The following is a 12,587-nucleotide window of genomic DNA, read 5'->3' as shown; positions in this document are numbered from 1 at the left end:
CGGTCCCAGGGGTGTCGGGGGAGCTCGGGGAGGGGCGGGCCGGTCAGGCGCCGATGAGCGCGGCGAACTTCTCCTCGTACGCCGTCTCCTCCTGAGGGCCCAGGGAGCGGAAGGAGTGCGACTTCGCCGCCATCGGCCTGTCCGGCAGGATCAGCGTGTTGGAGGCCGTCGCCGGGTCGGTCTTCGCGAGTTCGGCCGCCACCCCGTCGACCGGGCAGACGTAGTTGATGTACGCGGCGAGCCGGGCGGCGACCGGGGGCTCGTAGTAGTAGTCGATGAGCTTCTCGGCGTTGGTCTTGTGCCGCGCCCGGGCGGGGACCAGCAGGTTGTCGGTGGAGGTGACGTATCCGGCGGCCGGGATCGCGTACCTGATGTCCGGGTTGTCGGCCTGGAGCTGGATGATGTCCCCCGCCCAGGCGACGCAGGCCGCGATGTCGCCCTTGCTGAGGTCCGCGGTGTAGTCGTTGCCGGTGAAGCGGCGTATCTGCTTCCTCTCGACGCCCTCCCGGAGCCGGCCGATCGCCGCGTCGTAGTCGGCGTCGGTGAAGGAGGCCGGGTCCTTGCCCATGTCGAGGAGGGTCAGGCCCACGGAGTCGCGCATCTCGGAGAGGAAGGAGACCCGGCCCTTGAGCCGGGGGTCGTCGAGCAGCTGGGTGACGGAGTCGACGGTGCGGCCGCCGGTGGCCTTCGCGTTGTAGGCGATGACCGCGGGGATGCCGGTCCAGGGGTAGGAGTGGGCGCGTCCGGGATCCCAGTCGGGGCTGCGGAACTGGGCGGAGAGGTTGGCGAAGGCGTGCGGCAGGTTGGCCGGGTCGAGCCTCTGGGCCCAGCCGAGCCGGATGACGCGTGCGGCGAGCCAGTCCGTGACGACGATCAGGTCGCGGCCGGTGTCCTGGCCGGCGGCGAGCTGCGGCTTGATCTTCCCGAAGAACTCGACGTTGTCGTTGATGTCCTCGGTGTACTTGACCGTGATCCCGGTGCGTTCGGTGAACGCCTGAAGCGTCGGGCGGGTCCTCTCGTCCTCGCCGACGTCCATGTACTCGGTCCAGTTGGAGAAGGTGACGCGCTTCTCGCGGGCCGAGTGGTCGTCGGAGGCGGCCGCGCCGTCGCCCTCCCGCGCGGCGGGCGGGATGCCGCAGGCGCTCAGTGCGCCGAGGCCGCCGAGCGCGAGCGCGCACGCTCCGGACGCCCTCAGAAGCGAGCGGCGGGTGAGGGCGCCCCGGCCGCCTGTCAGGCTGCGCCGCATCGCGGCCAGTTGCGGCGCGGAGAGGCGCTCGGCCTCGTACTCCTGCATACGCGTTGCCCTTCCGGATGGGTGCGGCCGCCGGTCGGCGGTGTCATCGGTCCCCGAAGACGGTGCGGTGCCAGTCCTTCCGGGCAACCGCGGTGTTGTCGTACATGACGTGCTTGACCTGCGTGTACTCCTCGAAGGAGTACGACGACATGTCCTTGCCGAAGCCGCTGGCCCGGTATCCGCCGTGCGGCATCTCGCTGACGATCGGGATGTGGTCGTTGATCCACACGCAGCCCGCCCGGATCTCCCGGGTGGCGCGGTTGGCCCGGTACAGGTCGCGGGTCCAGGCGGAGGCGGCGAGTCCGTACGGGGTGTCGTCGGCGAGGCGGAGGCCCTCGTCGTCGGTGTCGAAGGGCAGGGCGACGAGGACCGGGCCGAAGACCTCCGAGCGGACGACCTCGCTGTCCTGGGCGGCCCCGGTGATCAGCGTCGGGCGGTAGTAGGCGCCGGCGGCCAGGTCGCCGCCGGGGGCCTCGCCGCCGGTGACGACGGTGGCGTGGGCCCGGGCCCGTTCGACGAATCCGGCGACCCGGTCGCGCTGCCGGTGGCTGACGAGCGGGCCGAGGTCGGTCGAGGGGTCGAAGGGGTCGCCGAGCCGGACGCTCTCCATCAGGGCGGCCACCCCGCTCACGAACGCGTCGTACAGGGGCCGCTGGACGTAGGCGCGGGTGGCGGCCGTGCAGTCCTGGCCGGTGTTGACGAGCGCCGCGGCGACCGCCCCGTTGACCGCGGCGTCGAGGTCGGCGTCGTCGAACACCAGGAAGGGTGCCTTGCCGCCCAGCTCCAGGTGCAGCCGCTTGCCGGTGGAGGCGGCCAGGGCCGCGACCCTCCTGCCGACGGCGGTGGAACCGGTGAAGGAGGTCATCACGACCCCGGGGTGGCCGACCAGGTGCTCCCCGGCATCCGGACCCGTGCCGGGGACGATGTTGATCACGCCGTCCGGGATCCCGGCCTCGGTGGCCGCCTGGGCGAACATCAGCGAGGTCAGCGGCGTGATCTCGGCGGGCTTGAGCACGACGGTGTTGCCCGCCGCGACCGCTGGGAGGATCTTCCAGGCCGCCATCTGGAGCGGGTAGTTCCACGGTGCGATCGACCCGACGACCCCCAGGGGCTCCCGTCGCACGTAGGAGGTGTGGTCCGCGCTGTACTCGGCGGCCGCCCTCCCTTCGAGGTGGCGCGCCGCACCGGCGAAGAAGGACGCGTTGTCGACGGTGCCGGGCACGTCGAACTCGGTGGAGAGCTTGAGGGGTTTGCCGCACTGGAGGGACTCGGCGTACGCGAAGTCGGCGGCCCGCGCGCCGAGTACGGCGGCGAGTCGGTGCAGTACCTCCGACCGTTCGGCGGGCGTGGCGCCCGACCAGCCCGGGTAGGCCGCCCCGGCGGCCGCGACCGCCGCGTCGACGTCGTCGGGGCCGGCGGGCGCGTAGCGGTGGACCCGCTCGCCGGTCGCGGGGTCCACCACGTCCTGACGGTCCCGCGACGTACCGGGGCGCAGCCGCCCTTCGATGTACTGCGCGCCTTCCGCGAAGCGGTCCGCCACCTGGAAGCCGTTGCCCATGACGTTCTCCTGTGCCGTTCCCGTGGCCGGGCGGCGTAGCTTCTTCCCGAATTGACTGCTGATCCTGACAGAGGCACCAGTCGCCAACAAGTGATTCCGTTGTTGCCATTTGGTTACGCGACGGAATCTGTCGGCGTGCGGCACGGAGACCCCGAAAATGCCGCACCCGCCCTCGGTGACGGGTGCCAGACTCCGCTGCCATGGAGCAGCGGTACATGGACGACCTGCGGGCGCGGTCGGCACGGGGTGAGCGGGTGAAGTACCTGACGTTCTGGGGCCATCGGCCCCGTGCGGACGGGCGGATCGGCGAGAGCTGCCTCAGTCAGTGGTGGCCGGCGCCGTTCACGGTCGACGGTGTGACGTACGCGTCGGCGGAGCACTGGATGATGGCCGGCAAGGCGCGGCTGTTCGGCGACGCGGAGGCGGAGGCGCGGGCCGTGGCGGCGGGCAGTCCGGCGGCGGCGAAGAAGGTGGGCAGGCTGGTCCGGGGCTTCGAGGAGGAGGCCTGGGCCCGGGAGCGGTTCGCCCTGGTGGTGGCGGGCGGTGTGCACAAGTTCGGCCAGGATCCGGCGCTGAAGCGCTACTTGCTGGGCACCGGCGGGCGGGTGCTGGTCGAGGCGAGCCCGATGGACCGGATCTGGGGCATCGGGCTCGCCAAGGACGATCCGCGGGCGGCGGACCCGGCTTCCTGGCGGGGTCTGAATCTGCTGGGCTTCGCGCTCATGGAGGCGCGAGCCCAGCTCGATCCGGACGGGACAGCCCTCAGGCGTGTCCGTGAGGACCCGTCGTTTGCCCCGAGGGAGCCGGACGTGACTCCGGGGCCCCGGCCTGGCGTTCGGCGCCGATGACCAGCGAGGTGGCGTACGGCTCGTCGTAGTCGTACTCCTCGATGTCCGACGAGCTGTTGCCGACGGACCAGATCAGGAATCCGAGGAAGACGGCGCCGACCAGGATCGCGATCGAGCCGAGGACGATTCCGGCGAGCGCCATGCCGCCGTTGTTCGCCTCGCCGCGCTTGGCACGGCCCTGTCCGATGATGCCGAAGACCAGGGCGAGGATGCCCAGGATGATGCCGATTCCCCACATGCAGAAACCGACGACCGCGATGATGCCGAGCACCATCGCCGCGATGCCGAGTCCGTTCGCGGGTGCCGGTCCCCAGCCCGGCTGGCCCGCGTAGCCGGGGTATCCCGGATACCCCGCGTACGGTGCGGCGGGGGCCGGGGGCGCGGCCGGGTAGCCGTACTGCCCCTCGGGGCGCCCCGGTCCGTTCGGCGCGAGGGGCGGCGGCGGCACGTCACCGCCCTGGGGCGGTCCGAAGCCTCCGGCCGGAGGCCCGGGTATCGGCCCGGTGCCCGGTTCCGCGTTCGGCATGGACGCGACCGTCGGCTGGTCGTGCACGCCCGGCGGGCGGGCGCCACCGGTCTGCTTGCCGAGCTCCACCCTGCTCTCCGGCGGTGCCCACGGATCGTGCGGCGCGGGTCCGCCCCCGGGCTGCTGTGCGTTGTCTGACATGGGCCTCCCCCATCGTGGTCCCGCCATGCTACGGCCCGGCATCCGGCCCGCAGGCCCCGCCTACGATGATCGGTGCGGCCGGTGAGCCCGGCCCAGAACCTTGAATCCGGGAGATTCCGATGAACGATCCGCACCCCTTCATCGCGGGGCTGCCCAAGGCCGAGCTCCACGTCCACCACGTCGGCTCCGCGTCGCCCCGCATCGTGGCCGAACTGGCGGCCCGCCACCCCGACTCCAAGGTTCCCACGGACCCGGAGGCGCTGGTGGACTTCTTCACGTTCACCGACTTCGGGCACTTCATCGACGTGTACCTGTCGGTGGTGGACCTGATCCGCACCCCGGAGGACGTCCGGCTGCTGACGTTCGAGATCGCCCGGGACATGGCGCGGCAGAACATCAGGTACGCGGAGCTGACGGTCACCCCGTTCAGCTCGACCCGGCGCGGCATCCCGGAGCAGGGATTCATGGAGGCGATCGAGGACGCCCGCAAGGCCGCCGAGGCCGAGCTGGGCGTCGTGTTGCGCTGGTGCTTCGACATCCCGGGCGAGGCCGGGCTTGAGGCCGCGGAGGAGACCACCCGGCTCGCGGTGGACCTGCGGCCCGAGGGGCTCGTCTCCTTCGGCCTCGGCGGCCCGGAGATCGGGGTCGACCGCCCCCAGTTCAAGCCGTACTTCGACCGGGCGATCGCCGAGGGCCTGCACTCCGTCCCGCACGCCGGGGAGACCACCGGACCGCAGACCGTCTGGGACGCGCTCACGCATCTGCGCGCGGAGCGCATCGGGCACGGCACCAGTTCGGCCCAGGACCCGAAGCTGCTGGCCCACCTCGCCGAGCACCGCATCGCCCTGGAGGTCTGCCCGACGTCGAACGTCGCGACCCGGGCGGTCGCGGACCTGGACCGGCACCCGGTGAAGGAGATGGTGCGGGCCGGTGTACCGGTGACGATCAACAGCGACGACCCGCCCATGTTCGGCACGGACCTGAACAACGAGTACGCGGTGGCCGCCCGGCTGCTGGAGCTGGACGAGCGGGGACTGGCCGCGCTGGCCACGAACGCCGTGGAGGCCTCGTTCCTCGACCCGGCGGGCAAGCGGGCGCTGGTCGCCGAGATCGACACGTACACGACGAACTGGCTGGAGGCTCCCGGGCGGTGAGCGGCGCGTCACAATGGGCCCATGGTCAGCACCGTCACCGCCGTGGCTCACCGCGGCGATCCCTACCGCGCCCGTGAGAACACCCTCCCTTCGATCCGGTCAGCCGTCGAGCGGGGGGCGGACGCGGTCGAGATCGACGTCCGTGTCACCCGCGACGGGGTGCCCGTCCTGCTCCACGACTCCACGCTGGAGCGTCTGTGGGGACACGACGTCCGGGTCGACCGGCTCGATCACCGGGAGCTGACCGGGCGGACCGGCGGCGGCGTCCCGACGCTGCGGGAGGCGATCGCCGCGGCCGGGTCCCGACGGCTCATGATCGACCTGCCGGGTTCCACCGACGCCTCGGTGCGGCGGATCGTGGGGGTGGTCGGCGAGTGCGGGGCGGCCGGGCGCGTCTACTACTGCGCGGACACCTCCGCGATGCTGCGGGTGCGTGCCGCCGATCCGTCCGCCGAGATCGCGCTGACGTGGACGACTCTGGCCCCGCCGCGCCCGGTCCTGCTCGACGCGGTCCGGCCGCGCTGGCTGAACTACCGTTTCGGGCTGATGAGCCGCGAACTGGCCGCCCGGATCCACGCGGACGGGATGCTGGTCTCCGTCTGGACGGCCGACACCCGGCGCACGATGCGCCGGCTGACCGGGTACGGCGTCGACTCGATCACCACCAACCGCATCGACGCCCTCCGCGCCCTGCTGGCCGACTCCCCCGGGTACGAGGCGCCCTGACGGCACGCCACGGACGGTGGACGCTCGCGTACGGCACCGGCTCCTCCGACGCGAAGGGGCCAGGAGGCGAAACGACCGCGACGGACATCGCGGTGGCGGCCTTCGGCGCCCCGTCGGCGGGATGGAGGCTCACGTTTCCCGTGCCGCCTCCAGCCGCCTGATCATCCGGTACACGATGAGCAGCGGGACGACGCCGAACACCCCGAACGACATGTCGATGACGGTCCACCAGAAGGGGATGTCCCGGATCGGGCCGCAGATCAGGGCGAGCGGGACGATCCCGGCACAGGCGATCATGCCGAACTGGACGACCCAGATGTTGCGGACGGGGTCGCGGTAGGGGCCGTAGAAGGCGACCGCGATGACCAGGTGGGCGAAGGCCAGCCAGTCGGTGCCGTAGAGGACGAAGGGATGGCGCGCGTCGGCCTCGTCCAGGCCCGTCCGGACCCGGGTGATCCACTCCGCCAGGGCGGGGAAGTGCTCGGGGACGGGAGAGGCCGAGGACGTCAACAGGTTCTCGACCAGGCGGAGTTCGTGCACCAGGGGGAAGGCGGTCAGACCGCTCAGCACCAGGCAGACGATGAAGACGACCAACCACACGCGTATGCGCCGCAAGAGGGCTCGCTCGCTCATGCCCGCAGCGTACGCCCGCCATGAACACGTTCAAAAAGCGGGTCGGGGTACGCGAACGGCCCCGGGCGGCTGCCCGGGGCCGTGGGAGAGCGGACGGCCCGGTCAGCCGTCGAGCGACGTCATGACGTGCTTGACGCGGGTGTAGTCCTCGAAGCCGTAGGACGAGAGGTCCTTGCCGTAACCGGACTTCTTGAATCCGCCGTGCGGCATCTCGGCGACGAGCGGGATGTGGGTGTTGATCCACACGCAGCCGAAGTCCAGGCTCCGGGACATGCGCATCGCGCGGGAGTGGTCCTTGGTCCACACCGAGGAGGCCAGGGCGTACTCCACGCCGTTGGCGTACTCCAGGGCCTGGGCCTCGTCCGTGAAGGACTGGACGGTGATGACGGGCCCGAAGACCTCGTGCTGGACGATCTCGTCGTCCTGCTTGAGCCCGGAGACCACGGTGGGGGCGTAGAAGTAGCCCTTGTCGCCGACCCGATGGCCGCCGGCCTCGACCCTGGCGTGCGCGGGGAGCCGCTCGATGAAGCCGCTGACCTGCGCCAGCTGGTTCGCGTTGTTCAGCGGGCCGTAGAGCACGTCCTCGTCGTCCGGCCGGCCCGTCTTCGTGTCGGCCGCCGCCTTGGCGAGCGCGGTGACGAACTCGTCGTGGACGGACTCGTGGACCAGGACGCGGGTCGCCGCCGTACAGTCCTGGCCGGCGTTGAAGAAGCCCGCCTCCGAGATGCCGGCGACGGCCTTGGCGATGTCGACGTCCTCGAACACGACGACCGGGGCCTTGCCGCCGAGCTCCAGGTGGACGCGCTTGAGGTCCTTGGCCGCCGACTCGGCGACCTGCATGCCGGCCCGGACCGAGCCGGTGATGGAGGCCATCGCCGGGGTCGGGTGCTCCACCATGGCGCGGCCGGTGTCACGGTCACCGCACAGGACGTTGAAGACGCCCTTGGGCAGGATCTGCCCGATGATCTCGGCGATCAGCACGGTCGACGCCGGTGTGGTGTCGGACGGCTTGATGACGACGGTGTTGCCCGCGGCCAGCGCCGGGGCGAACTTCCACACGGCCATCATCATCGGGTAGTTCCACGGGGCGACCTGCGCGCAGACGCCCACCGGTTCGCGGCGGACGATCGAGGTCAGCCCCTCCATGTACTCCCCGGCCGAACGGCCTTCGAGCATCCGGGCCGCCCCGGCGAAGAAGCGGATCTGGTCGACCATCGGCGGGATCTCTTCGGTGCGGGTGAGCCCCAGCGGCTTGCCGGTGTTCTCCGACTCCGCGGCGATGAGGTCCTCCGCCCGCTCCTCGAAGGCGTCGGCGATCTTCAGCAGCGCCTTCTGGCGCTCGGCGGGCGTCACGTCGCGCCAGGCGGGAAAGGCCGCGGCGGCGGCCTCCATGGCGGCGTCGACGTCGGCCTGGCCGGAGAGCGGCGCGGTCGCGTAGACCTCCTCCGTCACCGGGTTGACCACGTCGGTGGTCCGCCCGTCCGCGGCGTCCCGGAACTCTCCGTTGATGTAGTTGCGCAGACGGCGCACCTCGGTGGTCACGACCACCCCTCCTGTCGGCTGTCCGATGGGTGAGACACCCACCCTAGACGGTGCGGCGACGCTTTCGACATAGCCACCTGCCGACACCTACGGATTCAGTGCGATCCGGACTCCGGGACAACGGATTTCATCGGTTTGTGCTTGCCAGGCAGACGAGGAGCGGTGCAGAGTGGGTCTGTGGCCAGCCGTAACACAGACTCCCGGAGCGGACCGTTGTCACCGGTCGACGCCGTCTCCCTCGCGATCATCGAACAGCTCCAGGAGGACGGGCGCCGTCCGTACGCCGCGATCGGCAAGGCCGTGGGCCTCTCCGAGGCGGCCGTACGCCAGCGCGTGCAGAAGCTCCTCGACCAGGGCGTGATGCAGATCGTGGCCGTCACGGACCCGCTCACCGTGGGGCTGATGCGTCAGGCGATGGTCGGCATCAACGTCGACGGCGACCTCGACCCGGTGGCCGAAGCCCTGACCGCCATGAGCGAATGCGAGTACGTGGTGATGACCGCGGGCTCCTTCGACCTGATGGTGGAGATCGTCTGCGAGGACGACGACCACCTGCTGGAGACGATCAACCGACGCATCCGGGCCGTCCCCGGCGTGCGCTCCACCGAAAGCTTCGTCTACCTCAAGCTCAAGAAGCAGACCTACATGTGGGGAACCCGACAGCCGTGAGCAAGGACCTCAGCCGAACCGCGTACGACCACCTGTGGATGCACTTCACCCGCATGTCGGACTACGCGAACGCTCCCGTGCCCACCATCGTGCGTGGCGAGGGCACCTACATCTACGACGACCGCGGCAAGCGCTATCTCGACGGCCTCTCCGGCCTGTTCGTGGTCAACGCCGGGCACGGCCGCCGCGAGCTGGCGGAGACGGCGTCCAGGCAGGCGCAGGAGCTGGCCTTCTTCCCGGTGTGGTCCTACGCCCACCCCAAGGCCGTCGAGCTCGCCGAGCGGCTCGCGCACCACGCTCCGGGCGACCTCGACAAGGTCTTCTTCACCACCGGCGGCGGCGAGGCCGTGGAAACCGCCTGGAAGCTGGCCAAGCAGTACTTCAAGCTCACCGGCAAGCCGACCAAGTACAAGGTCATCTCCCGTGCCGTGGCCTACCACGGCACGCCGCAGGGTGCCCTGTCGATCACCGGACTGCCCGCCCTCAAGGCCCCGTTCGAGCCGCTGGTCCCGGGGGCGCACAAGGTGGCGAACACCAACATCTACCGCGCTCCGCTCTTCGGCGACGACCCGGAGGCCTTCGGCCGCTGGGCCGCCGACCAGATCGAGCAGCAGATCCTCTTCGAGGGCCCGGACACCGTCGCCGCGGTCTTCCTGGAGCCCGTGCAGAACGCCGGAGGCTGCTTCCCGCCGCCGCCCGGCTACTTCCGGCGGGTGCGCGAGATCTGCGACCGGCACGACGTCCTGCTCGTGTCCGACGAGGTCATCTGCGCCTTCGGCCGGCTGGGCACCATGTTCGCCTGCGACAAGTTCGACTACGTACCGGACATGATCACCTGCGCCAAGGGCATGACCTCGGGGTACTCCCCCATCGGGGCCTGCGTCGTCTCCGACCGGCTGGCGGAGCCCTTCTACCAGGGCGACAACACCTTCCTGCACGGCTACACCTTCGGCGGGCACCCGGTCTCCGCCGCGGTCGCCCTGGCCAACCTCGACATCTTCGAGCGCGAGGGTCTCAACCAGCATGTCCTGGACAACGAGAACGCGTTCCTCACCACGCTGCAGAAGCTCCACGACCTGCCGATCGTCGGAGACGTCCGCGGCAACGGCTTCTTCTACGGCATCGAGCTGGTGAAGGACAAGACGACCAAGGAGACGTTCGACGCCGAGGAGACCGAGCGCGTCCTGTACGGCTTCCTCTCCAAGGCGCTGTACGACAACGGCCTGTACTGCCGGGCCGACGACCGCGGTGACCCGGTCGTCCAGCTCGCGCCGCCGCTGATCTCGGACCGGTCGACGTTCGAGGAGATCGAGGGCATCCTGCGGGGCGTCCTGACGGAGGCCTGGGCGAAACTCTGATCCCGTCGCGGGCGCCGCCCGCGCCGTACCCTACGGTCCACAAAGGTCCGGGCCTCACCCGTTCGAGTGAGAAGGGAGGCGTCCGGGCCGCGTGCTGTCCCGTCACCCCGGCCCGGCTGCCTAGCGTGCCGAGTGACCGATCGGCCATGTCTTCGTTCCCCCGAACGGGGGATGGGAAATCTGATCCGAACCGAGGTGTACGCCATGGTGGTCCCGCCCGACAACGACGTGATCTGGGCCCGTTCCCTGCACCACTCCCACAACGGTTCTCCGGGGCTCGGCGGTGTCTCCCTCGGTGTCCGCGACGGCGAGGTCCTCGCCGTGACCGGCCCGCGCGGCAGCGGCAAGTCGACGCTGCTGCACTGCCTCTCGGGGCAGTTGGTGCCGCAGGAGGGGGAGGTCTGGTTCAACAGTGTCCCCGTGCACACCATGGGCCCCCGGCTGCGCGAACAGCTGCGCCGCGACCGGTTCGGCTGGATCGGCGCCGAGCCGGAGCTGGTACCGGAGCTCACCACCTGGGAGAACGCGGCGCTCCCGCTGCTGCTGCGGGGCGTCTCGCACCGGGCGGCCAAGAAGGCAGCGACCGAGTGGCTGGACCGGCTGGACATCGGCCCGCTCGCCAAGAAGCGGCCGCACTCCCTGCTCCAGTCGCAGCGCCAGCGGATCTCGGTGGCCCGCGCGCTGGCCGCCTCCCCCGCCGTGATCTTCGCCGACGAGCCGACCGCGACGCTGCACCGGGCCGAACGCTCCCAGCTGCTGCGGACGCTGACCACGGCGGCCCGCTCCCACGGCATCACCGTCGTGCTCGCCACCCATGACGCGGAGGTCGCCGCCCTCGCCGACCGCACGGTCTGCCTGCTGGACGGCCGGCGCGTGAACACCGTCGCCCTGCCCGCCGCGCCCGATACGGAAGGCGCCTCGGCGTGCTCGCTCTCCGTCTGACCCGTGGTTCGCACCCCCTGGTCCTGGTGCGGCGGCTGCTGCTCGCCGCCGCGTCGGCCGGGGTGGGCTTCCTCCTCCTGTGCACCCTCGGGTATGCCTCGGGCCACCCGGCGCACGCGTCGAGTTCGGTGCTGCGGCTGCTGTGGTGTGCCGTCCCCCTGGCCGCGACCGTCCAGTTGGCGGTCGCGGTCGCGCGCACCGACCCGAGCACCCGGCCGCGCCCCGGGCTCTTCGCGGCCGGGGTGGGCCCTGCCCGGCTGGGCGCGCTGGCGGCCGTCTCCACGGCGGTGTCCACCACGCTGGGTTCGGTGGTGGCACTGCTCTTCTTCCTCCATCTGCGGGGCGACCTGACCGGGCTGCCGTTCGACGGCGGGGCGGCCGAATTCCTGGGCGCCGGGGCCCCGTTGCCACTGGCTGCGGCTCTGACGCTGCTCGCTCTCGTACCGCTGGTGTCGGCGGCCGCCAGCGGGCTGGCGCTGCGGACGCGGCCCTCCGCCCCGTCGGGGGCACCGGAGGCGGAGGAACGGCTCGCCCCGGCTCCCGCTCCGACGGGGCTTCCGTGGGGCGTGGCCCTCACGGCGGCCGGCCTCGCGGTGGAGGCGTACGCGAGCCGGGGCTCGGCGGGCAATCCGCTCCCGCTGCCCGGGAAGCTGGACTCCACCCCGGCGAGCGTGCTGGTGGGCTGGACCCTCACCGCGATCGGCCTGGCCATGGCGGGTCCGGGCCTGACCTACCTGTGCGGCAAGCTCATCCAGGCGGTGCGCCCGGGGGCCGTACGGCTGCTGGCGGGGCGGGTCCTGATGGGTGAGGCGCGCCGCATCGGCCGTCCGCTCGGCGTCGTCTGCGCGGTGTTGTCCGGTGTGATCGCCGCGTCGGTGCTGTACACCGGTGAGCCGCGCCCCTTCGGCCCGCTCACGGCGCTCGGCGCGGTCCTGGTCCTGGGCTGTACGACGGCCACCCTGCTGACCTCCGCCCTGGAGGCCAGGCAGGCCCGGATCCGTACCACCGAGGCCGTGCTGCGGCTCGGCGCCCCGCCTGCCGCCCTGCGCGCCGCGACGGCGCTGCGCGCGGGCGTACTGCTGGCCGTGTTCGCCCTGCTGACGTGGGTGGTCGCGGAGCTGGCCGCGCTGCCGCTGTCGGGCTGACGGCCGGGCCGCGCGTCCGTGCGCGCCCCGGGATCCGACCCGCCCCGGGGC

At 71.6% G+C, this 12,587-nt stretch carries 12 protein-coding genes; 7 read left to right on the top strand and 5 right to left on the bottom strand.

The window, feature by feature from the left end; all coding sequences use genetic code 11:
* Positions 1 to 43 precede the first annotated feature (43 nt).
* Together SACTE_RS24115 and SACTE_RS24110 are read right to left on the bottom strand one after the other, a co-directional pair.
* Positions 44 to 1,294 (bottom strand): spermidine/putrescine ABC transporter substrate-binding protein, encoded by a 1,251-nt coding sequence (locus SACTE_RS24115; protein ID WP_014048629.1) that lies wholly within the window; start codon positions 1,292 to 1,294, stop codon positions 44 to 46.
* Positions 1,295 to 1,337: 43 nt separating this feature from the next.
* On the bottom strand, positions 1,338 to 2,852 hold the full coding sequence (locus SACTE_RS24110; protein ID WP_014048628.1) for a gamma-aminobutyraldehyde dehydrogenase: 1,515 nt from the start codon (positions 2,850 to 2,852) through the stop codon (positions 1,338 to 1,340).
* A 215-nt stretch (positions 2,853 to 3,067) separates the two neighbouring features.
* Here SACTE_RS24110 and SACTE_RS24105 point away from each other — a divergent pair, with 215 nt between their 5' ends.
* Positions 3,068 to 3,700 (top strand): NADAR family protein, encoded by a 633-nt coding sequence (locus SACTE_RS24105; protein WP_014048627.1) that lies wholly within the window; start codon positions 3,068 to 3,070, stop codon positions 3,698 to 3,700.
* Here the strand turns inward: SACTE_RS24105 and SACTE_RS24100 are convergent.
* Entirely contained in the window at positions 3,615 to 4,367 is a 753-nt protein-coding gene (locus tag SACTE_RS24100; protein WP_014048626.1) for a DUF4190 domain-containing protein, read from the bottom strand. The genes SACTE_RS24105 and SACTE_RS24100 overlap by 86 nt on opposite strands.
* Before the next feature lie 119 nt (positions 4,368 to 4,486).
* On the opposite strand from SACTE_RS24100, the gene SACTE_RS24095 reads away from it, so the two are divergent.
* Both SACTE_RS24095 and SACTE_RS24090 read left to right on the top strand, forming a co-directional pair.
* Positions 4,487 to 5,521 carry an adenosine deaminase gene (locus SACTE_RS24095; RefSeq protein ID WP_014048625.1) on the top strand — a complete coding sequence of 345 codons (1,035 nt, stop codon included), beginning with the start codon at positions 4,487 to 4,489 and terminating at the stop codon, positions 5,519 to 5,521.
* A gap of 21 nt (positions 5,522 to 5,542) precedes the next feature.
* Positions 5,543 to 6,247 (top strand): glycerophosphodiester phosphodiesterase, encoded by a 705-nt coding sequence (locus tag SACTE_RS24090; RefSeq protein ID WP_014048624.1) that lies wholly within the window; start codon positions 5,543 to 5,545, stop codon positions 6,245 to 6,247.
* A 129-nt stretch (positions 6,248 to 6,376) separates the two neighbouring features.
* Here the strand turns inward: SACTE_RS24090 and SACTE_RS24085 are convergent, their stop codons facing one another.
* Both SACTE_RS24085 and SACTE_RS24080 read right to left on the bottom strand, forming a co-directional pair.
* Positions 6,377 to 6,880: a hypothetical protein gene (locus tag SACTE_RS24085; protein WP_014048623.1), complete on the bottom strand. Its 504-nt coding sequence runs from the start codon at positions 6,878 to 6,880 to the stop codon at positions 6,377 to 6,379.
* Positions 6,881 to 6,982: 102 nt separating this feature from the next.
* Positions 6,983 to 8,422 carry a gamma-aminobutyraldehyde dehydrogenase gene (locus tag SACTE_RS24080; RefSeq protein ID WP_014048622.1) on the bottom strand — a complete coding sequence of 480 codons (1,440 nt, stop codon included), beginning with the start codon at positions 8,420 to 8,422 and terminating at the stop codon, positions 6,983 to 6,985.
* 177 nt (positions 8,423 to 8,599) lie between these two features.
* On the opposite strand from SACTE_RS24080, the gene SACTE_RS24075 reads away from it, so the two are divergent.
* The 4 genes from SACTE_RS24075 to SACTE_RS24060 all read left to right on the top strand — a co-directional run bounded on the left by SACTE_RS24075 (position 8,600) and on the right by SACTE_RS24060 (position 12,536).
* On the top strand, positions 8,600 to 9,091 hold the full coding sequence (locus SACTE_RS24075; protein ID WP_026358920.1) for an Lrp/AsnC family transcriptional regulator: 492 nt from the start codon (positions 8,600 to 8,602) through the stop codon (positions 9,089 to 9,091).
* Complete coding sequence (locus tag SACTE_RS24070) at positions 9,070 to 10,449, top strand: aspartate aminotransferase family protein (protein ID WP_026358921.1); 1,380 nt, start codon at positions 9,070 to 9,072, stop codon at positions 10,447 to 10,449. The genes SACTE_RS24075 and SACTE_RS24070 overlap by 22 nt, the downstream gene beginning before the upstream one ends.
* Positions 10,450 to 10,653: 204 nt before the next feature.
* Entirely contained in the window at positions 10,654 to 11,391 is a 738-nt protein-coding gene (locus tag SACTE_RS24065) for an ATP-binding cassette domain-containing protein (RefSeq protein WP_014048619.1), read from the top strand.
* Positions 11,373 to 12,536, top strand: a complete 1,164-nt coding sequence (locus SACTE_RS24060; protein ID WP_014048618.1) for a hypothetical protein — start codon at positions 11,373 to 11,375, stop codon at positions 12,534 to 12,536. The genes SACTE_RS24065 and SACTE_RS24060 overlap by 19 nt, the downstream gene beginning before the upstream one ends.
* Positions 12,537 to 12,587 lie beyond the last annotated feature (51 nt).

Source organism: Streptomyces sp. SirexAA-E, assembly GCF_000177195.2.
Taxonomy (GTDB): Bacteria; Actinomycetota; Actinomycetes; order Streptomycetales; family Streptomycetaceae; genus Streptomyces; species Streptomyces flavovirens.
The sequence above is the reverse complement of the archived record's forward strand: the minus strand, read 5'-3'. Positions and strand labels throughout refer to the sequence as shown.